Raw genomic sequence first — 20698 nt, 5'->3', positions numbered from 1 at the left:
ATGAATAAGAAGCCTGCAATTGCAGGCTTTATAATCTGAAGTCCCAATTTTACAATTCTCCTTTAATACAGAAGGTTATATTTGAGCTTTAATCATCCTATCATGAAAAAAGCCTCACTCTTGTTTTTTCTGCTGCATGCTGTTTTATTAATGGCACAGGATAAAAAAAGTTACCTTGTAATGCATAAAAATGCATTGGACGTTTCGTATATATTCCCGGAAGAAAAGGCGCTGATAATAGGCTTTGGGGCTTACCACGGTTCGGCAAAAACTGAGGATGCCGAGCTGCTTCTACTGCAATCAGTACTCAGCCGGCAGGATATTGATTATTATTTTGCAGAAACCGATATGAGCATCGCCCACTATTTTAACGAATACCTTACAACCGGCGATGAAGCTTTGCTTAAAGACCTCATCGTTCATTATGGCACGCGCGTACCACAGGAGCGCACGATAAATGTTCTTGAAAAATGGAAAAAGATAAAGGCCATCAACGACAGGCTACCGCAGGATAAAAAAATAACAGTTCTGGGTTCGGATATTATTGTTACCTACAAGTATACCTACAGGCATTTACTTTCGCTTATTAACGACACTGCAGAATGGCCGCTCGCACAGGAACTTCAGAAAACTGTAGCTACAGATACCACCGATTATTCGGCCAAATACAAAAGCTTTTCTAAAAACCAGCTAAAAGCGTTTGTAAATGATTTCGAAATAAATTTCCCAAAATACAGCAGGTATATTACAGACCGGAAAATGTTCGACTATATTATTTCAGCTATTAAAACCCGCCAGTTGACTGATTTTAACCGGGAAAGGGAAATGTATACAAACTACATGAAACTTCGCGACATGTATAATTTAAAGGACAAAAAGCAGTTTTTCCGTTTGGGTTTTTCCCACCTGATGAAGCATAAGGAGGGGAACTCAACGCCTTTTTTTTCAATGCTCATTGATAATGGCATTTTAAAAAAGAATGAAATTATAACGGTCATGGGGTATCTTACAAAATCGGAAGTAATCTGGGATGAAGTATTTGATAAAAATGGGAATTTTGTGAATGCGAAAACAGAAGGCGACTTTGGCATTGGCGATGCCCCTTATGAATATTTTAAAGGGATTGAAGCGCTGAAAACGGAAGCTGTTACAGACCTGTGCATATTCAGGCTGAATGGAAAGGCAAGCCCTTACAGCGCTCCCGAGTGCACCGATTTGATTGAGGTTATCTACGACCCCCCGCAAAAGATTGACTATGAAAATGCCTGTACGCTTGATTATATTGACTATGCTGTTTTAATACGCAATTCCCCTGCGTCAATATCGGTTTACACCATAACACAGTCAAAGAAATAGTGCTTTGAACCTCCATTGGGCATGTACCAAAATTAGCAGTTCAATTTCGTTTTTTTATTGAATCGTATCCTTAATTATAGTATCGATCTCGTCCCTGTAAAATTCATACAATTCCGTTTCAGGATCGGGCTTTGCCCTGGTAAATTCGTAGGTCGGCGTGCTTACCAATTCGGTATCAAAGTCATCTAATATCCCTATGTAAGCGCCTTTATCAGCAGTATAATCTGATTCATACAGCGCGTCCTCGATCAATGATATAAACTCCTTCCTGCCTTCATCGGAAACTTTATCCAGATCGTCTACTTTCATCAGCACAAGTATCCTTCCGTCTTTTACCCGTGTAAAATATTTAAAATTAAACCTGTCCAGTTCATCCGTCACATTAGCATCTACATACTGCTTTATCCTGCAGGCAATGGAGTCGGCTTCTTTATCCGGGCGATTGGTCAGCTGCTTTACATCCCTTTCATATCTGGTGGCATACAGGTCATTTTCTTTCACTTTTGCATTACCGCCCTTTTTTACATTTTCAATGAAATTGATAGTACAGGTTACGAAGAAAAAGAATGCACCCACCACAAAAACACCAAGAAAGTGCCACGCCGGCCACCTGTTTTTGAATATGATCTCCCGCTCTGTGAGGATCATGTGCATGGGGCCTGTAAATTGGTTATCGGTAAATGTCTTCTGGCATTTGGAGCAGATGACTGTTGCAAAATGGCCTAACGGAAAAAATGGGATACTCAGGATATGGAAGTACCTGGCATGCCTTACAGCCGTAAGGGAACTTTGGCTGTCACAGGCAGGGCACGGCACATTCTGCATTGGGAATACGTCTGTTTTGGTGGAATTAGTCCCAATTATATAATTCACGTTTCATTAATTGCGGTGCTCCAAATATATTATTATTTTTGGGAGTAAATAGTACCGGAATGGACATCAAAAAAATTTTTGAAAATAATAAAGCGTGGGTATCCCTGCAGCTTGAAAACGACAAAAGCTATTTTAACAAACTGTCTCAGGGACAATCCCCTGCCATACTGTATATTGGGTGTTCCGACAGCCGCGTTACAGCCGAAGAGGTGATGGGCCTTCAGCCGGGCGAAGTGTTCGTACACCGGAACATCGCCAATGTTGTCCCGAATACCGACCTCAACGTCATGTCGGTTATCAATTATGCCGTGAGCGTGCTCAAAGTAGGCCATGTGGTGGTGTGCGGGCATTATGGCTGTGGGGGTATCCTCGCCGCCATGCAGAATACCGACCTTGGCATACTCAATCCGTGGCTTCGCAACATCAGGGACGTGTACCGCCTGCATCGCAAGGAACTTATGGGAATTGCCGACGAAACCCGCCGCTACGAACGCCTTGCCGAGCTCAACGTACAGGAACAATGCATCAATGTGATCAAGACAGCCGAAGTGCAAAAGGCTATCGCCGAACGGGGGCTTACCGTACATGGCTGGATATTCGATATCCATACGGGAAATCTGGTAGACCTGGCTATTGACTTCAATGCTATTACAAGAAACATTGTTGACATATACAGAATCGACAGCGCAGAGTAAAGGCAATTAACTGATAACCTATGGTAATACGGGTATGCTGATAATGCTGCTGTTCAGCCATTGCACCTCGAGCGGCTCTTTCGCATCTTCCCTGGTTTCATCGCTTACATCTTTGCCGGTGCCATAATTTACCTGCGAATTTTGGTTTTTGTTTATGCCCAGGACAACCACAAGGCGGCTGCCGGCGTTGATTTTTTTAGAGATCAGGTAAGAGTTCTCAAAAGGGATGGTTTCAGTAGCGCCCGGGATAAGCAGATGTCGTGTGGCCCTGTCTTTGGTATAGCTCGCCCTTCCCAGAAAATGCGAGAGGCTGATAAAATCGCCGCCGGAAGTAAGCTCAAACAGCTCCATTACTATATCCATATCTTTTTTGTTGACAATGGCATGAAGCTCACCTCTCATGTTCCCATTAATAATAAGTCCTTCTGCCAATGGTTCAGATACAAATTGGATGCCGCCGGGCCTTAGCTTCCTTGTCACGATCTCATTGTTGTAAATGCTTCTCCCGTATTCAGAGTTATTTTTAAAGTCGATCTTCTGCGTTGTACCACCTGTTGCGGCAGGAGGGCTTGTAGCAAGCCTGTAGGCTATACCGGCTTTTTCATTGCTGAGATAAAATTTAAGCGTTGCAGTTCCCATTTGTTCCAGTGAGGGCGCCGACCTCCATTCTTCGGTGCCCATCACCTGATAGTTGACTTTATCTTTGAGCACATCAGGCTTGTCTTTTCCCTTCAGCACATAGTCGAACCACTGAAAAATGACCTTGTAAAAGTTCAGGCGCGCCTTTTCAGGCAATGGGTAATTAAGCACCTTTTCACCTTGCATGCCCTGTGCGCCGAAATGATCATACGGCCCCATGATGAGATAATGCTCCGCAGAAGGATTATATTTCAAATGTTCTTTGTAATAATATAATGCTCCCAGCTGGTCGGCATCATAATAACCTGTTGTAGTAAGGACAGGGATGTTGATGGCCGCAAACTCTTCTTTATACGGCACCATCTTTTGCCAGTACCCGTTATAAGACGGATTCCCCAGCCATTCACGATACACATTGTTCGGACCTTCGGCCAGCGAATCTATTACACGGAAGGCCAGCCCTTTGCCCGCCCATCGGTCTATAGCTTTATGGAGGCTTTTTCCCCCGAAATTTTTAGCCTCATACATTTTCGCGTCCATAATGTTGTTGAGCCACTTAAGCGAATACACCGAAAAGATACCGTTGTGCGCCGGAAAATCGATACCGACACCTACTGCCGCCTGGGGTACAATTGTCTTAAGTGCAGGATGCCCGCTTTTAGCCGCCGCCCACTGGCTGAAGCCCACGTAGCTGCCGCCATACATTCCTATTTGCCCGTCACACCATTTCTGTTTGCTTATCCAGTCCAGCATGTGCCATGCATCTTCGGCATCATGTTTAAACGGCTCAACTGAACTTTTGCTTTTGTTCATCCCGCGTGTATTCACAACAACACCTGCATATCCCATATTTGCAGCGATTGCAGCCCTGGCCAAATCGTTTTTTTCTGAAGCATATATGCTATACATAAGTATCGCCGGAAGTGGATTATTTGCAGTTTTACTGATAACAATGACCGCAGAAAGGGAGTCACCATCTGGCAGCGGGATCCGGGCATATTCTATAGTATTGTCCTTTGCTATGTCCGGAGCCTGTGCAAAGGCAGAGATGAAAATGAAAGTACAAATTAGGAACAGGTAATATTTGGCCATGGGGCAGTTGGTTTATGCCATTCAAACGCATGGCTGCCAAATTTATTACATGCATGGCCGTGCGGTAATTGCTTATTTTAATTTCATTTTCTGTATCCTCACCGCATTCAGTATGGCCAGGAGCGCTACTCCCACGTCAGCAACAACAGCCTCCCAAAGATTGGCAACACCGCCTGCACCAAGCGCTAACACGATTACCTTTACCACCATAGCTATGGTTATATTTTGCCATACCACGCGTTTTGTGATCCTGCCTACTTTGATCGCAGCTATGATCGTGGAAGGTTGGTCGTTTTGAATTACGATATCAGCTGTCTCAATGGTTGCATCGCTTCCCAGGCCTCCCATTGCTATACCGGCATCTGCTAATGCCACCACGGGCGCATCATTTACACCATCGCCCACAAAAGCAATATGGTTGCCTGCATCTTTAAGCGCCTGTACCTTGTCCACTTTTCCTTCCGGTAGCAGGTTGCCGTAAGCGGTATCGATACCCAGTTTTTTAGCAACCTTATCTACTACGGCCTGCTTATCTCCGGATAACATTACGGTTTTTATGCCAAGGCTGTGCATTTGCCCGATAGCATCCGCCGCATCTTCTTTTATTTCATCTGCAATCGTTATGTAACCTGCATATTTTCCGTCAATAGCTACCACAACTATAGTTTCAACAAGGCTGTCTACTTCCTCAGGATAAGGAATATTGTATTTTTTCAGAAGCTTTGAATTTCCGGCATGGATATTTTTACCTTCTACTTTACCTGTCATGCCGTGCCCGGAAATTTCTTCAACGCTCTCCGCTTTCGATGCCGATGCACCTGCATAGCTTACCACAGCTTTTGCAATAGGATGCGTCGAATTCATTTCGAGAGCAGCGGCATGCTTAACGAGTTCCGCTTTATCTGTTCCTTCAGCGGCTATAACGTCCTGCACCTTAAAGACACCTTTGGTAAGTGTTCCGGTTTTGTCCATAACAACTACCGTAACATCGGTCATTACATCTAAAAAATTAGAACCTTTAAAAAGGATACCGTTCCTTGAAGCAAGGCCAATGCCGCCAAAATAGCCCAACGGAATAGAGACTACCAGTGCACATGGGCAGCTTATGACCAGGAATACCAACGCCCGGTAGAACCATTGATGAAAATCATAGGAATCACTGAAAAAATACGGGACGAAACAAACCAGCAAGGCCAGGGCAAATACTATGGGTGTGTAGATCCTGGCAAAACGGCTTATGAAAAGCTGCGTTTGCGACTTTCGCGCAGTAGCGTCCTGCACCATCTCCAATATCCTGCTGAGCTTACTGTCCCTGAAGAGTGATGTTACCTGTATTTCGGAAACCTTATCCAGATTGATCATGCCTGCAAAAACCGCCTCGCCTTTTCGCTTCGTATCGGGCACACTCTCGCCGGTAAGCGCTGCAGTATTAAAAGTCCCGGCATCAGAGACGAGCACTCCATCCAGCGCTACTTTTTCACCTGCCTTAACCCGTATAACCTCATCGATATTTATTTCCTTAGGATCGGTAATGATATCCTGCCCGTCCCTTATGACGGTAACCTTATCGGGCCTGATATCCAGTAAGGCCTTAATGCTTCTTTTAGCCCTGTCCACCGCAGCATCCTGGAACCACTCGCCTATCGAATAAAAAACCATCACTGCTACGCCTTCGCTATAAGAACCGATGCTGAAGGCGCCTATTGTTGCTGTGCTCATCAGGAAAAATTCGTTGAAGAAATCAAAACGCCTTGCTTTTTTCCATGCCATAAACAAAACATTATACCCGGCAAGTAAGAACGCTACGGAGAAAATAGCAAGATCAAACGGGAATGGCGGCTTATAATCAAATCCGTATTCCAGGGTAAGCATCACAAAAAGTATGACAAAAGCAGTAAACAGCGGCCAGTGGCTTACCCAGCTTTCATTTTCCGTGTGCCCGGCGGTATCCAAAACGCTGTGATCGTGATCGTGGTCATGAGCTCCGTGCTCTTTACCCGGAACGTTTCCGTGGTTGTGTTCTTCTGTATCCATAGTATGCTTTACAGTTAATCTGTTTAAAGTTACGTCTTCTTATTATATAAAGTAAAAAGTATAATCACAATCATATTGCAAAAAATTGTTAATTCAGACAAAGCCGGAATTTAGAATATCACTGTACCATCCGGAAAATAGGATCCTGTATTTTATTTTTTAGCCAAGTCGATATATTTGCAGGTATTTTCTTTCCAACCATTCGGGATGTAGCGCAGCCTGGTAGCGTACTGGCATGGGGTGCCAGGGGTCGCTGGTTCGAATCCAGTCATCCCGACAACAGATCCTTCCTGCACAACAGGAGGGATTTTTTTATTCCAATACTATAATGCTTCAATAAAACAACAAACCTTATATTTACATAAATCATACCCTTTGGAAGAAGTAAGCCTCTACTACGAAAAACGGCCCGGTATAACCATATCGATAAAAATGTATTTTGATAAAGAAGGGTTGCTGCGGTTTGATGGCTATGACTTTGGCGCGCTGGTGGAAGAGCTGAAAGGCAACGACGACTACGAATACTGCTACACCATACAGCCGGGTGAATTTGCAAAGCTGTATACCGCATTCGGGATTTTGGGTAATAGCCGCATTGCCCTGCTTGAAGCGATCAGGGAACAATTTTCGGTTTACGATGCATTTACCAAATTTGGAAAATTTATGGATGCCAATAGGGTAGAATATTCAAGATTTACGTGGTAACGATTTAGAAAAACAGGTATAATTACGCCTGGTATGTAGCACGCAATACCTGGTTCATTACTTAACACCTATTTCCTGAATACCCCCACAACTTTCTTCACCCCCGTAATTACAATAACAGCAGCTATACCCGCAACAAGGCCTATGGTAAATTCTTTTAGCATATCGGGCAGCTCAGGCAAGAGGTGATGGAAGTAATCGATATTGTGTACAAATATCCCTCCCGATACCAATAGTAAGGCAATTGTACCTACAACAGCCAAAAACTTTATTACAAGGGGCAGCAGGTAAACCAACAGCTGCCCGACTTTAGATATGAACCCCTTATTATTGCTTCGCCTCATCAGGTTATACCCTGCATCGTCCATACGTACAATAAGCGCCACTATCCCGTAAACACCTATTGTGGCCAATATGGCTACGATAGAAACCGTTATGATCTGTGTAGTGAGATCCTTATCCCGAACGGTGCTCAGGGCAATAATCACTATTTCTACGGAGAGTATAAAATCGGTCGTAATGGCTGACCTGACCTTTGTTTTTTCTTCTTCAAGCGATTCTTCCTGTACCACAGCAGATTCCAGGGCAACATCAGCTGCCGCTTCTTTGTGATGCTTGCGGTGAAAAAGGAATTCCACGATCTTCTCCACACCTTCATACGCCAGGTAAAAGCCTCCCAGGATCAGGATATAGGTAATCGCAACCGGTACAAAATAACTCAACAGGAAAACAACAGGCAGGATAATCGCTTTATTAAGCAGTGAACCTTTGGTAATGGCCCACAGTACGGGCAATTCCCTCGAAGCAAGGAAACCTGTTGCTTTTTCCGCATTTACTGCAAGGTCGTCACCCAGGATACCTGCCGTTTTTTGTGTAGCGATCTTGCTGCTCATCGCAACGTCGTCCATCAATGCCGCTATATCATCCAAGATCGCAAAAAAACCTGAAGCCATAAAGATTGTTTAGGCTGTAAAAATAATGAGAAAGGGGCTAAACAGGCAAGCCTTTGCAAAAGTTTATCATTATTTTCGCCTATATGGGATCAATGCCATTTTTCCTCTTCAATTTCTGCCTTTAATCGTTTATTGATATCAATTTTTGGCCCGGTGAAAACAAAGATCGTGGTCCGATATTCCCTAGCATAACGGTTGGTAACAGAATCTGCTTTGTATGCAGCATCAAAAAACGGGCTTGTTTCGGCCAATTCACCCGAACTGTTATTGCATTCTTTTACACGTATCACATTATCAACAGGCCTGTCAAGCCCAAACCAGTTAATGTAGTCGGCATTAAACGACACAGCATTTATATTCCTGTTCCTGCTGTAATAATTGATGGCGCCGGCCTGTCCGTAATTGTCGCACAGCACAAGGGTATGGCTAGTTGCCGGAAAACTGCCGTATGCTGCATCTACCTTAGTCGCGAGTTCTTTCCATCCCAGCATATCGGCATAATCCTGTGGCAGCTCATGCTCTTTGCCGTCCTCCCACCGCAGCATGCCCAATTCGCGGTAAGCGTCCCTGTTTTTAAATACTGCTTCCGGGTCTTCAATCATAATGAAGTTGGCTATTAAAATGCTTAACACCACAGGGATGGCTATCAATACAAGCCTGAAATACCTTTTTATCCCTGAATTCAAAGCTTTTTCTAAAAAAACGGCTCCAAATGCTATATATACGGGATAAAGCCCGATGGCATAATATCCTTTGGCCTTAAAAACAAGGAAGATGGTGAGAGTAGACAGGAACGACCAAAAAAACAGTATGTATTTCCTAAATGGCCGGTAAAATAATAAAGCATAAAGCGATGTTGCAATGACCGGAAGCGATCCGATAAAATAAATTACCTGCTCTTTAAGGAACTGACCCCGGCTGACATTCGCCAATTGTGTATCGGCAAGCTGGCGCAGATGATAAAATACAGGGAAACCATTGTTGTACTGCCAAAGCAAATTGGGCAGGATCATTAAAAAAGCAAGAAGTACCGCGATATAAAAGCTGCGCCTGGTGAATATTTCCCGCTGTTTTGTAATAAGGACTGCCGGCAGCAGCCCCATGGCCAAAAAAACGATATTATACTTGTTCAGGAATCCTAACGCAAATATTACCGAACAAAACAATAGCCATTTTTGCCTGCCTGTATTTATATACCGAATGGAGAAATAATAAAAAGCCACCCAGCACAATACATCCGGGGAATTGGGCTGATAAAGGAAATTCAGCCGTAAGAGTGCCGAAAACAGTATGCAGGCTGCGCCAAGCGTCAGGGCAAACAGGTTTCCCTTTAATTCTTCGATGGTCTTCCATACCACTACAATGGTAAGGGCACCAAACAAGGCAGGAAAAAACTTCACCAGCAATTCCGGTTCTCCAAAAAGCCCTATTATGTATGATATCCACGACGTGACAGGAGGCACGGACAGGTAGCCCCAGGCTAAATGCTTTCCCTGGTCAAGATGAAGATATTCATCACGATGCAGGTCGTAATAGGGGTTGGCTATAATAAATTGTAATAGCAATTTTGCCAGGACGAAAAAGGTAAGTACCAATTTTCTTTTATTGCAGGACACCTTGTTGCCCACTGTTTCCATACCACAGGTTTAGATTACATACTACAAATAAAGCCAATTAACTGACAGGATGTAGTATGCAAGTCGAAAAAAGTGAAAACAGGGCGTTACTCTTTTATAAACCTTGCGGTAAGGCTGCCCCCTTCGACCGCCAAATGCAGCTGGTATATGCCATTGCTGAACTGGGAAACATCTATGCTCATGTTTTGGCCGCCCTCATAAACTATTTGGCCAAGCATGTTGGTAATAGCAATTTTTTGTATGGCCGCCAATTGCCCTTCAGGCAATGCAATATTCAGTATAGCGCTTACAGGGTTGGGGTACAAAAGCACATCCGGCTTTTTTTGGAAATCAGCGTTAGACAACACTTCGGATAGCGTACCCTCAGTTGTTTTGGCATAGAGCCCTATAGTCCCGGGTTTGATGAGCTTAAATTCAACAAAGGCATAACCATTCTCTGAGCCCGAATTGACAGGGATGATCTTTTCGGCGCCGGGCAGCATATAGGTTTCTGTTGCCATAGTGCCTACAACACCCGATGCGGCAGGGTTGCCGGATAAAAACCATCCTGCATCTATAATATCGCCTGCAGGCGGCGGGGTAATGAGCATGTTGGTATATTCTGCAGCGGAATAATAAACCCTTACCAAAATCCCGCCATTTTCATTATAATCAGCAGTGTCGGTTATCGAGGCCATCCGGTTGCCAACCCTTATTGTATTGGCACCGCTGCTTTTTTGGTAATAATTATTTGCCGATGCCACACCTGCCGGTAAAGCCCCGATGCTATTGTTGTTTATCACCACCGATGAGGGTGAGAAAGCGTTACCATTTTCATTAACAACCAGCATCTTCCGTGCCCTGTTAGTGGGGTTGGCCCAGTTATGGTTGCATTCGGTAGCCATTAGCGTAATGTTGCTTGCGTTAGGCGCCAGTATGGGTGTTGATGTTGCCAGATTGGTATCGCCGGATATCGTCCACCCTTTACCACCGCTTGCTACGGGCATTGTGAGTATAGCACGTGCAGCAGCGCCATCATTACAATAATAAAGTCCCAATGCACCAAGTGAAAGCCCGTTCGGTGCGCTTTCGCTAAAGCCTGCAAGTGTTGCATCATAATTGGCCACGCTCATGCCGCAGTTATCGAATATCCCGCCGAAAAAACTGTTGAGTACGGCATTAGGGCCAAGGTTATCGGCCCAGCCCGCCATATTCTGGTTAAAGGATGTTGCACCTTTGAATATGGCTTCCATAGATGTACCAGCCGATACATCCCAGCCGCTTATATCCCGGTTAAAGGATGTAGCACCCTGGAACATCGACAGCATATTCCATACGGAAGATACGTCCCAATTGCTTATATCCCCATTAAAGGAACTCGCCTGCTCAAAGATATGGGCCATAACCTCTACATTGCCGGTATCCCAGCTGCCAATATCCTGGTTAAAGGCAGCAGTATTCATGAACATACTGCTCATATTGGTAACAGAGGATGTATCCCAGTTGCCAAGAGGCTGATTAAAAGTAGCCGCATTGCGGAACATACTATCCATCGTAGTGACAGCGCCGGTATCCCATCCGTTTATATTTTGGTTAAAGGCAGCGGCACCGTAAAACATGTTGCCCATATCTGTTACCTGTGCGGTATTCCAGGCACCGATATTCTGGTTAAAAGCCGTCGCTCCCTGGAACATGGAATTCATATTGGTAACCGACGAGGTATCCCAGCTGCCAATGGCACCGTTAAAAGCAGTGGCGCCTCCAAACATATAGTACATCGTAGTAACTGCGCCTGTATTCCAACTACTGATATTTTGGTTAAAAGAGGACGCACCGGCAAACATATTGGTCATTGTGGTGACTAAAGCTGTATTCCAGCCACTAATATTTTGGTTAAAAGAAGTAGCATTGTTGAACATATCGCTCATATCGGTTACGGTAGCGGTATTCCAGCTTCCTATATTGGCCGGTCCGTTTAAAGCGGTACAAAACTGGAACATCCCTGCCATGTTCGTCAAGCCTGAAAGCACCGGCACATCGGTTGCCGTAATAGTTAGCTGGGCACAACCGAAAAAGGCCTTATTAAAGCTTGTCCATGCAATATTGCCCCACTGGGCCACATTCCTTATTTTTAGCCTTTCACTACCGTTATTAAAATAAATCCGAGGGAAATTGCCCGTAATTTTTATCTGGTAAGCGGTATTGGGAGCCAGGTTCGAAAATACGGCGCTACCCGTTTGCCCTGTCAGCGTAGTAATGATAGCCGATGGGTTATTGAGCAGAGCAATCGTAGCGGTATAGTTATAGCCGCCGCCGGTGGTGGGTACCGTTATCGAAGTAAAGCCGCCTGTATTCCATTCGGTAATGAATTGCGCAAAGCCTGCTGATGAGTATAAGAATACCGAAAGCAGAAGTAGTTTTAATTTCATAGTTGGTGGTGGTATTTTTTGAAAATGCAGCTGTTATTCTTTTACGAATTTGCCATTCCAGTCGCCTTTATCTGTAGATACTATAATTTGGTAAAGCCCTGATCCAAAAGAACTGATATCAATACTATCCTTATTATACGCTCCTGAATAAACGGTTTGCCCCAGCATATTGATGATGGAAAATTTTTGCACTTCGAAATTTGGGTTGTCCGGCAGCTTTACATTCAGGATGTTATTTGCCGGGTTCGGGTAGAGCCTGATGCCTTTAAGCACATTCATCTCATCCAATCCCATGCACACCTCAACATTAAGCTGCAAGGGCATGGTTACCGTAGTGCCGCATTCGTTGGTCATGGTGCAGGTGTAAATACCTGTATTGGCAACGGTAACACTGTCGAAACTCAGCACACCCGTAGTTTGCGACGGCACTGTAGCCGACCCTCTTTTCCATACATAATTTGCCGCATTGGTATTTTGCAGATCGAATGAAAATGGCTCACCTTCACACACCGTAAAAGAAGAAACATCAAATGACCGGTAGGATGGCTTGCTGCATAGCTCTATCAATGGCTGATAGCCATAAGCAGCGCCGTCAGTTACTTTCTTTACTACAATACCGGCCGCAAGGTCAATCTCATAGTTGCCAAAGAGGGCGCCAACATAAAACTTCCCGTTCGATGCTTTCAGCACCATGCCATTCGGGCTTCTCATTTGATCGTCAGCCTGGGTAAAGCTGTAAAGTAGCGTCATTGTTTCTGAGGAAAGGTCATATTCGAATAATGACCCGCGGGGATTAGGATAGTTCTGGCTGTCGTTCTGGAACCCCGGCAGCACGCCGTAAAGCTTATCACCATCTTTGATTATCGGGCTGGGGCTGCTGCCGTTGACATTATAATCGAAATCAAATTTTTTAACTATAGTACCCGTAGCAATGGTATATTCAAAAACAGTCCCGCTGCCCCCGGGAGCGACACCCTGTGGGCCAACATGGGAACCACCTAATGACGTACCGTATAATTTGCCCGGAGCGCCTTCCACGAGTTTAGTGCCATATACCGGATCCCTAACATCGGAACCCTCCCACCCAAAAACAAATACCTTGGTAAGCTGGCCGTTGGCAAGGTTAAGGCGATAGATACCACCAGGATACGGGACGTTCTGGATGGATGGCGCCATGCTTGTGGTTATGTACAGATTGCCGTCGGAAGCCTTCATCAGCTCGCCATTAAAATGGGGCTGGCTCAGGCCCATCTGGTAATTGAAGGGAGGGATCGTAGCAACGATACTGGCCTGTTCTGTCTCGATATTATATTTAAAAATAGAAGTCCCATTGTTCGTAGTCCCGTACAGCCAGCCCGGCAATGGCTCTATAAGCCCCGAAACCGGCCCGCTCACTATAGCATTGTCAAGCATACGGTATTGCAGCAGCACGGGATCATATTCGAAAATTACACCATTGGGAATATTCTGCCCGCCGGGTGATGCCGCGACACCATATAGCTTCCCGTTAGAAGCCTGGAGCAGCGTGCCGAATGGGGTACTGCCCAGGATGCCTGTTGGGTCAAAATCATGCATTACTTCCACATCGGTGCTGGTACCATCAAGCGGCACCTTTACGATTTCTTTATTATCGGTCACTGCCCTGTAGCCCCAAAGTTCCTTTTGGCTGTAAGCAGGGCAAACAATAAAAATCAGGGTGGCCAGTACGGCTATCCTGAGTGGCGTAAAAGCTGTAGTCATTCGGTAAGGTCAGGTTATGTTATTGTACTAATAACATTTCTACGGCTATTTTCCCTACCCTTGGCTATGTAAATTCCGCAAGTTCTTATAATCAAATACTATAGTCTAAATAATCCAGTAATTATTTAGTCGGTAACAGCAATTTTTCGGTGCTTTTTTAAAGTCAACTTATTTTCTGAGCTGATCTAACAATGGCATCAATGAATCTATTATCCTTATTTCGCCATTATTAGCAAGGTCAAATACTGTTTTCCCATCCTTATTAGGCAGGTTTGGGTCGCCTCCGTTTTCCAATATTGTTTTTATGGCATCTGTTGCGAGAGGAGAATACCGGAGCATCCATTCCAGCAGTGTCTCGCCTGTATCGGGTAGGATTACATTGAAATTGACCTTGTGTTTGGCCAGCACATCCACATATTTTTTATTCTTCACGTAGGAGAAGAAAAGATCAAACAGCAGGTCGGTTTTTTCTGCAGTTATAGTGGAAGGTACATTAGGGTGGGCACCATATTCCAAAAGCAGCTTGAAAGCCGGATAATACCCATGGCTGTACGCCAATGACAGGATAGGGAATTTAAAATACGAATCGGTATAATCAGGGTCGGCGCCATTGGCAAGCAACGCCTCGAACACTTCCTTTTCCTTCATAAACCGGAACAAATCGTTATTATTAACAGGGAGAAGATTTTGGTTTTTAAGCAGTTCGCCCATTTCCTGCTTTTTCTTATCGCTTATTCTTTTCATATAATTGGCTGTTAAAAGATATGTAAAGATAATCGTAATCTCATTTCCCTGATGTAACTTTAAGTAAATTAAATGCCATGCCCGAAGGACCAAGCCTTGTAATTGCCCGTGAAGAAGCCCTCCTGTTTGAGGGGCAAACCGTTATTTCCGCCGATGGTAATGCTAAAATCGATATGTCCCGCATCGAGGGGAAAAAGCTCGAAGCGATACGTACATGGGGCAAGCACCTGCTGCTGTGCTTCGACGGGTTTACCCTTCGTGTCCACTTCCTGATGTTTGGCACCTACCGGGTTAATGAGCGCAAGGACGCGAAGCTGCGGCTGGGGCTGGTATTTAAAACCGGTGAGCTCAACTTTTATACCGCGGCGGTAAAAGTACTGGAAGGCGATGTGAATGATTATTACGACTGGGCCGGCGATGTGATGAACGATGCATGGGATGCTAAAAAAGCAAAAGCCAAGCTAAAGGAGGTGCCCGATAAGCTGGTGTGCGATGCCTTGCTGGAGCAGGACATTTTTTCGGGCGTGGGGAACATCATCAAGAATGAGGTGCTGTACCGGGTGCGGGTACATCCGAAATCATTGGTTGGCAGTATCCCGCCAAAAAAAATGAACGAACTTATTGAGGAAGCACGCCACTACAGCTTCCAGTTCCTGGAATGGAAGAAAAAATATGAGCTTAAAAAACACTGGCTGGCCCATACTAAAAAAACCTGCCTGCGCTGCAACCTGCCGTTTGTTAAGGAGCATACCGGTGTAAAGAAACGCCGCAGCTTCTTTTGTACCAATTGCCAAAAGCTGTATGTATGAAAAAGGAAAATATCATTTTAGGCTGTTCGAGCTACAATACAGCCTGCTGGAAAGAACTGTTCTACCCACAAGACATCCCGAAAAGCAGGTGGTTCCAGCACTATTGCAAGTACTTCAACACCTATGAGCTGAACTCAACTTTCTATAAGTTACCAACCGTGAGGATCCTGCAGAACTGGTATAACAAAACTCCGGAAGGTTTTCTTTTTTCAGCTAAAGCTTATAAAGGCATTACCCATTATAAGAAATTCAATAACTGCGAACAGGAGATAGCCGACTTCTATGCCACCTGCCGTGAAGGCCTGGCTGATAAGCTGGCCTGTGTGCTGTTCCAGATGCCGCCATCATTCAGCTATAGTGAAGAAAGGCTTTCGCTTATCATCAATTCCCTTGACCCGTCTTTTAAAAACGTAGCCGAGTTCCGAAATGAAAGCTGGTGGCGGCAGGATGTTTTTGATGCATTAGCCGAAAAAGGCATCACCTTCTGCAGCCCTAATTACCCAAGGCTCCCAACGGATGTTATCGTTACAAGCCCTACCGGTTACATCAGGATGCATGGTAATCCAACTTTATTCTATTCGCAATACAGTGATGAGGACCTGGGTGACCTGTATAAAGAAATACTGTCTAAACATTTTGAAGAGGCATTCGTATACTTTAATAATACGGCAAGTGAAGCGGCTATAATCAATGCGCTGCATTTTAAAAACCTGGCTTCCGATCAGCTATAGCCACTGCCCTTAATTTACAATAATTACCTGCAAATAAAGTTTACTATATTTGGTACAACTAATAACCAAATGTATGAAACGCCTTTATTTACTTTTGGCCCTGATCCCTTTCGCCCTCACGGCGCAAACAAAAAATCTTGTGAAGTGTGAGGACAAAAGTTCGTATTGGGTAATTAAAAGCAAAGGCAAAATTTTCACCATACACCTGCACGGCGATGTGGCCCCCGGCGATGTACCGGAACTCATGAATGTGGAGGAAATGGCATTGCACTACAACCTGCTGGATAAATCTGCTTACCTCAAAAAAGGAGGCGGCAGCAATGATGCGGCAGTTCTTACACGGTTTATTAAAGGTGAAGAAAAGGTTTTGGGAGACAAAATGAAACCCGTTTATAAAATCCTCAAGCTCCCTTCGGGGAAACCTTTCCTGCTTTGGCACCATGACTGGCACGGCACCGAGGAAATGGTTGAACAGCAGGTGCACGCTACCATTGTACTTGGTGAAGCGATCATCTGGCTGAGCGCACCGAAATTTACCGGGCAGGATATTGCACAGATCGAGGCTTTCCTGACAGAGACCATAGGCAGTGTAAAAGCTGTAAAGAGTGTAAAGGACCTGTGCGGGCAGAAATAAGATTAAACTCAATTACCGTATGTTCCGCAAAGTCTCTGACTTTGTGGGAGTGATATCATGTCTCTGACATGGAAAAGAAAGGTCGGAGACCTTTAAACACTTCCACAAAGTCAGAGACTTTGCGGAGCACTTAACAAAGATAAATCTTTTTCCTATATTTATTCCAAAATCCAACCCATGATAAAAAAAACGCTCTGCCTGTCGGCACTCTTTCTGACAATGGCCCTTCAGGCACAGGAACTTGTTAAATGCAGCCCTGACAAGACATTCTGGCTGATAAAAGAAGGCGGTAAAAACTATGCAATAGCGCTTCCCGGCGAGGTAAAAGAAAGCAACCATGCGAAGATAATAACAGTTGGAGGCAAGGTGCTTCAATACCTTGTGGTTGATAAAAAACAACATGAGGAAAAAGCAGGCAGTACGGACGACCTGAAAGTGCTTATTTCTTTTGTAACGGGTGAGACGGCATATCTTAGCGGCCAGTTCACAAAGGAACTACAGACAACAATGGAAGTGATTAAACTTAAAGACGGCAGAAAAGCCATATACTGGGGCTACAAGATGCCTGAAGGTACCGCTAAAGAAGTAGAAATGCAGCATTTCCTGAATGTGGTTGAGGGTGATAAAATATTTGGTTTGGCCTCCACGCAGTTTACCGGGGACAATGCATCGGCAATTAAGCAGCTTCTTACCGATGGCCTGAATTCGCTTGCGGTAGTGAAAGACGGAAAAAACCTTTGCAAATAGTAATGAAAAAAATTATACTCCTTGTAATTGCAATTCTTTCTACACTAACGGCGCAATCCCAAAAACAGGCGGACCTTGCCTCTTTGCCCGCAGACTGGACAAAGCTTTCTTTAATGGAAGACGGACAGGTGGTATACAACACCTGCGATGGCGGCAACCTTCGGCTGACACTTTACAAAGAGGGCGGCACATGGTATTTATTGGCATACGGACAGCAGGAAGATTACCTGTTTGAAATAAAGAAAGCTACCGGCAGTAAAACTATAGTATTCGACTGCGTATGGAAAGATACAACGGACAAGCAGCAATTTACCTTTACATGGGCTGATAAGGCCAAAGGGCTCGCCAAATGGGAAGCCAAAGGCTGGGATTGGGATTTTACTTTTGTATCGCTATGGGATGAGGTTAGCTACCTGCACATTATGCAGCCCTGCAAAGAATGCTGGGATGAAGGATGTGAAGGAATGGAAGAATATACTGAACCTGTTGACGGCATCAGGGCCATTTTTTCAAATTACGCAGCCTATGGTGAGTCGACCGACACTAAAGAAAATAAAGCCGCAATGACACGCGCGCTGGAAAAACTGAAAGGTAAAAAGCTTACACAAAACGACCTGCACCTACTTGTAAATGTCTGGATGTATTATGACCCCACCGATTATCCTGATGCTACGGAAAGGTCGTACGCATTGCTGCTTGCGAATGGTACGGAAAGTGTCCGGGCTGTAAAATACATGATAGCGCACCCAAGATATTGGGAAAGTTTGGAAAGCGCTCCTTATGCCGACCTCCCGGAACTGCTGCACCGCCTTGAAAAAGGGAAATAAATTTTCCTCTTTCCAACCTTTTCATAAAAAAGCTGCTCTATAGTTGTAAGGATGCACAAGTGTCCTTTTAAAACAAACTATACTATGAAAAGGATACTATTACTCCTATTGCTCCCTTCCCTGATGTTTGCAGGCGAGGTAAAGCCAAAATCGACGATAAAAGAAGTAACAATATACCGAAGCGGCGCACAGGTAACATCCGAAGCGGTGGTCAATTTGCCGAAAGGCGTATCGGAAGTTTACCTCACCGGCCTCTCTCCGCTCATCGACCAGAACAGCATACAGGTAAGCGGCCTTAAAGATGCTTCTATCCTGTCTATCAGCTATTCTGTAAATTATATTGATAAAAAAGCAGATACCGGCAAAATGAACCTTATTGAAGCCCAGCTTACCGAAAAGAGCAGGAGCTACACGGTATTACAAAACCTAATTACCGGCCTTCGCGAAGAACAGACATTGCTGACATCGAACCGTGCCCTTAAAGGCGAGCAGCAAAGCCTTACCGTAGCGCAGGTGACGGCTTTCGCCCAATATTACCGTGAAAGACATGCCGCGATACAGACGGAGATCTATGACGCATCGATAAAAAGCAATGCAATAAATAAAGAAATAAGCGACCTGCAGCAGGAATACAGCAAGCTGACCAGCGCAAGCCGCGAGCAGCGCGGCGAGATATTGGTAAAGATAGATGCACCTGCCCCGGTAGCGCTCAACCTTATCACGAAATACAATGTGTCGCAGGCGGGCTGGTTCCCTATTTATGACATCAAGACGAAGGGCATCAGGCAGCCTCTGAGCATTTTTTACAAAGCCCATGTATACCAGAATACCGGCGAGGACTGGAACGATGTAAAGGTGACTCTCTCTACCGGCGACCCGAACATCAATAATATTAAGCCTGAAGTGTTGCCGCAGTACCTCAACTTCATACAGGAATATCGCGCCCAGCAAACCAGCACTAAAAGCTATGGGTATAAATATAATCCTACCGTAAAAAAGGTGACGGGCGTAGTTTTAGACCAAACAGGCATGCCTATCCCCGGGGTAAGTGTAGTTGAGCAAGGCACTAACAATAGTGTCCAGACGGACTTTGACGGGAACTATTCTCTCACTGTAAGGAATGGACAAAACCTGGCATTTACATTCGTCGGTATGACAACCCAGATACTCCCGATATATGCACAGCAGATGAATGTAACGATGGAAGATGATGTGCAGACACTAAGTGAAGTTGTGGTTGAGGGATATCGTAATACGTCAAGGTCAGATGTTGCCGCTACTACAGTAACATCAAAAACGATAGAAGGAAGGCCGAATGCATCATTTATAAGCACATTAGAAGGGCAGATTCCCGGCTTAAATGTGTCAACCGGAGCTACAAAAGAAATGGGTGTTACCAACGTTACATTCAAAATTGATAAACCTTACACCATTGCTTCTACAGAGGAAGTTACTGTCATAACCATCGACCAGTTTGATATGCCTGCCACGTATGAATATTTTACCGCGCCGCTTCTAAATGAAAATGTATTCCTTACGGTAAGGGTAAAAGACTGGGAAAAATTCGACCTGCTGCCGGGTGAAGCGAATATTTATTTTGAAGGCAGCTTTGCAGGGAAAACATTCCTTGACCCGCTACAGACTACCGAAGAGCTTGTTATCTCCCTTGGCGTTGACCCGAACGTTATCGTGGAGCGCAAGCAGATAGACGACCTGAAAGCTAAGTCGTTCCTGGGCGGCACGCGCATCATTTCTAAAAACTACGAAATCACCGTGCGCAATAACAAAGCTACTGACATAGAACTGGTACTGATGGACCGTATACCGGTATCGCAAAACAAGGAGATAAAAGTAGAAGAGGTAAAAACAGGCGGTGCCGACTATGATGAGAAAAAAGGCCTGCTCACCTGGAAGCTCAACATGAAACCGAAAGAGTCGGTGAAAAAGCAACTGTCTTATGAAGTGAGGTATCCTAAAGAAAAGAGGGTGAATATGTAAGCCCGTTTTGCAAAATAATAGGTTGTTTCATAGGTTTGTTTTGGCTGCTCCATATTGGGGCAGCTTTTTGCAATAA

The 20698-nt window shown here is 44.7% G+C and carries 17 protein-coding genes and 1 tRNA gene; 10 read left to right on the top strand and 8 right to left on the bottom strand.

Features of this window, described 5'->3' with window-relative positions; genetic code table 11:
* Window positions 1–102: 102 nt before the first annotated feature.
* The gene (locus HYN59_RS09010) at window positions 103–1356 is read left to right on the top strand and encodes a hypothetical protein (protein WP_108777952.1); all 1254 of its coding nucleotides are present in this window, start codon (window positions 103–105) and stop codon (window positions 1354–1356) included.
* A gap of 54 nt (window positions 1357–1410) precedes the next feature.
* Here HYN59_RS09010 and HYN59_RS09005 read toward each other — a convergent pair whose 3' ends face one another.
* A complete protein-coding gene (locus HYN59_RS09005) occupies window positions 1411–2229 on the bottom strand; it encodes a zinc ribbon domain-containing protein (protein WP_108777951.1) in 819 nt (272 codons plus the stop codon).
* Between the two features lie 59 nt (window positions 2230–2288).
* Between HYN59_RS09005 and HYN59_RS09000 the strand changes: the two genes are divergently transcribed.
* Window positions 2289–2924 (top strand): carbonic anhydrase, encoded by a 636-nt coding sequence (locus tag HYN59_RS09000; RefSeq protein ID WP_108777950.1) that lies wholly within the window; start codon window positions 2289–2291, stop codon window positions 2922–2924.
* Between the two features lie 18 nt (window positions 2925–2942).
* Here HYN59_RS09000 and HYN59_RS08995 read toward each other — a convergent pair whose 3' ends face one another.
* Window positions 2943–4655 carry a CocE/NonD family hydrolase gene (locus HYN59_RS08995; RefSeq protein WP_108777949.1) on the bottom strand — a complete coding sequence of 571 codons (1713 nt, stop codon included), beginning with the start codon at window positions 4653–4655 and terminating at the stop codon, window positions 2943–2945.
* A 72-nt stretch (window positions 4656–4727) separates the two neighbouring features.
* On the bottom strand, window positions 4728–6689 hold the full coding sequence (locus tag HYN59_RS08990; RefSeq protein WP_108777948.1) for a heavy metal translocating P-type ATPase: 1962 nt from the start codon (window positions 6687–6689) through the stop codon (window positions 4728–4730).
* A 203-nt stretch (window positions 6690–6892) separates the two neighbouring features.
* Here HYN59_RS08990 and HYN59_RS08985 point away from each other — a divergent pair.
* Together HYN59_RS08985 and HYN59_RS08980 are read left to right on the top strand one after the other, a co-directional pair.
* Window positions 6893–6966 (top strand) — tRNA-Pro (locus HYN59_RS08985).
* Window positions 6967–7064: 98 nt separating this feature from the next.
* Window positions 7065–7394, top strand: coding sequence for a hypothetical protein (locus HYN59_RS08980; RefSeq protein ID WP_108777947.1), 330 nt, complete (start codon window positions 7065–7067; stop codon window positions 7392–7394).
* Window positions 7395–7462: 68 nt separating this feature from the next.
* Here the strand turns inward: HYN59_RS08980 and HYN59_RS08975 are convergent, their stop codons facing one another.
* The 5 genes from HYN59_RS08975 to HYN59_RS08955 all read right to left on the bottom strand — a co-directional run bounded on the left by HYN59_RS08975 (window position 7463) and on the right by HYN59_RS08955 (window position 14876).
* Entirely contained in the window at window positions 7463–8347 is an 885-nt protein-coding gene (locus HYN59_RS08975; protein WP_108777946.1) for a DUF808 domain-containing protein, read from the bottom strand.
* An 89-nt stretch (window positions 8348–8436) separates the two neighbouring features.
* On the bottom strand, window positions 8437–9984 hold the full coding sequence (locus HYN59_RS08970) for a glycosyltransferase family 39 protein (RefSeq protein WP_108777945.1): 1548 nt from the start codon (window positions 9982–9984) through the stop codon (window positions 8437–8439).
* Window positions 9985–10070: 86 nt separating this feature from the next.
* A complete protein-coding gene (locus HYN59_RS08965; protein WP_108777944.1) occupies window positions 10071–12392 on the bottom strand; it encodes a BspA family leucine-rich repeat surface protein in 2322 nt (773 codons plus the stop codon).
* A gap of 33 nt (window positions 12393–12425) precedes the next feature.
* Window positions 12426–14132, bottom strand: a complete 1707-nt coding sequence (locus HYN59_RS08960; protein WP_108777943.1) for a T9SS type A sorting domain-containing protein — start codon at window positions 14130–14132, stop codon at window positions 12426–12428.
* Window positions 14133–14300: 168 nt separating this feature from the next.
* Complete coding sequence (locus HYN59_RS08955) at window positions 14301–14876, bottom strand: ankyrin repeat domain-containing protein (RefSeq protein ID WP_108777942.1); 576 nt, start codon at window positions 14874–14876, stop codon at window positions 14301–14303.
* Between the two features lie 77 nt (window positions 14877–14953).
* Between HYN59_RS08955 and HYN59_RS08950 the strand changes: the two genes are divergently transcribed.
* The 6 genes from HYN59_RS08950 to HYN59_RS08925 all read left to right on the top strand — a co-directional run bounded on the left by HYN59_RS08950 (window position 14954) and on the right by HYN59_RS08925 (window position 20622).
* Window positions 14954–15685: a DNA-formamidopyrimidine glycosylase family protein gene (locus tag HYN59_RS08950; RefSeq protein WP_108777941.1), complete on the top strand. Its 732-nt coding sequence runs from the start codon at window positions 14954–14956 to the stop codon at window positions 15683–15685.
* The gene (locus HYN59_RS08945; RefSeq protein WP_108777940.1) at window positions 15682–16416 is read left to right on the top strand and encodes a DUF72 domain-containing protein; all 735 of its coding nucleotides are present in this window, start codon (window positions 15682–15684) and stop codon (window positions 16414–16416) included. The genes HYN59_RS08950 and HYN59_RS08945 overlap by 4 nt, the downstream gene beginning before the upstream one ends.
* 73 nt (window positions 16417–16489) lie before the next feature.
* On the top strand, window positions 16490–17050 hold the full coding sequence (locus tag HYN59_RS08940) for a hypothetical protein (protein ID WP_108777939.1): 561 nt from the start codon (window positions 16490–16492) through the stop codon (window positions 17048–17050).
* A 177-nt stretch (window positions 17051–17227) separates the two neighbouring features.
* The gene (locus HYN59_RS08935; RefSeq protein ID WP_108777938.1) at window positions 17228–17797 is read left to right on the top strand and encodes a hypothetical protein; all 570 of its coding nucleotides are present in this window, start codon (window positions 17228–17230) and stop codon (window positions 17795–17797) included.
* A gap of 2 nt (window positions 17798–17799) precedes the next feature.
* Window positions 17800–18624 (top strand): hypothetical protein, encoded by an 825-nt coding sequence (locus HYN59_RS08930; protein ID WP_108777937.1) that lies wholly within the window; start codon window positions 17800–17802, stop codon window positions 18622–18624.
* Window positions 18625–18708: 84 nt separating this feature from the next.
* Window positions 18709–20622 (top strand): mucoidy inhibitor MuiA family protein, encoded by a 1914-nt coding sequence (locus tag HYN59_RS08925; RefSeq protein WP_181369408.1) that lies wholly within the window; start codon window positions 18709–18711, stop codon window positions 20620–20622.
* Window positions 20623–20698 lie beyond the last annotated feature (76 nt).

It is taken from the genome of Flavobacterium album (genome assembly GCF_003096035.1).
GTDB classification, from domain to species: domain Bacteria; phylum Bacteroidota; class Bacteroidia; order Flavobacteriales; family Flavobacteriaceae; genus Flavobacterium; species Flavobacterium album.
Note: the sequence above shows the minus strand (reverse complement) of the source record. Positions and strands in the feature narration are given on the sequence as shown.

Bases quoted from the DNA above. Each gene is read 5' to 3' on its own strand.
- HYN59_RS08995 (WP_108777949.1), bottom strand. From the start codon at position 4,655: ATGGCCAAATATTACCTGTTCCTAATTTGTACTTTCATTTTCATCTCT.
- HYN59_RS08930 (WP_108777937.1), top strand. From the start codon at position 17,800: ATGAAAAAAATTATACTCCTTGTAATTGCAATTCTTTCTACACTAACG.
- HYN59_RS08925 (WP_181369408.1), top strand. From the start codon at position 18,709: ATGAAAAGGATACTATTACTCCTATTGCTCCCTTCCCTGATGTTTGCA.
- HYN59_RS08960 (WP_108777943.1), bottom strand. From the start codon at position 14,132: ATGACTACAGCTTTTACGCCACTCAGGATAGCCGTACTGGCCACCCTG.
- HYN59_RS08940 (WP_108777939.1), top strand. From the start codon at position 16,490: ATGAAACGCCTTTATTTACTTTTGGCCCTGATCCCTTTCGCCCTCACG.
- HYN59_RS08955 (WP_108777942.1), bottom strand. From the start codon at position 14,876: ATGAAAAGAATAAGCGATAAGAAAAAGCAGGAAATGGGCGAACTGCTT.
- HYN59_RS08970 (WP_108777945.1), bottom strand. From the start codon at position 9,984: ATGGAAACAGTGGGCAACAAGGTGTCCTGCAATAAAAGAAAATTGGTA.
- HYN59_RS08945 (WP_108777940.1), top strand. From the start codon at position 15,682: ATGAAAAAGGAAAATATCATTTTAGGCTGTTCGAGCTACAATACAGCC.
- HYN59_RS08975 (WP_108777946.1), bottom strand. From the start codon at position 8,347: ATGGCTTCAGGTTTTTTTGCGATCTTGGATGATATAGCGGCATTGATG.
- HYN59_RS09000 (WP_108777950.1), top strand. From the start codon at position 2,289: ATGGACATCAAAAAAATTTTTGAAAATAATAAAGCGTGGGTATCCCTG.
- HYN59_RS08965 (WP_108777944.1), bottom strand. From the start codon at position 12,392: ATGAAATTAAAACTACTTCTGCTTTCGGTATTCTTATACTCATCAGCA.
- HYN59_RS08990 (WP_108777948.1), bottom strand. From the start codon at position 6,689: ATGGATACAGAAGAACACAACCACGGAAACGTTCCGGGTAAAGAGCAC.
- HYN59_RS08935 (WP_108777938.1), top strand. From the start codon at position 17,228: ATGATAAAAAAAACGCTCTGCCTGTCGGCACTCTTTCTGACAATGGCC.
- HYN59_RS09010 (WP_108777952.1), top strand. From the start codon at position 103: ATGAAAAAAGCCTCACTCTTGTTTTTTCTGCTGCATGCTGTTTTATTA.
- HYN59_RS08950 (WP_108777941.1), top strand. From the start codon at position 14,954: ATGCCCGAAGGACCAAGCCTTGTAATTGCCCGTGAAGAAGCCCTCCTG.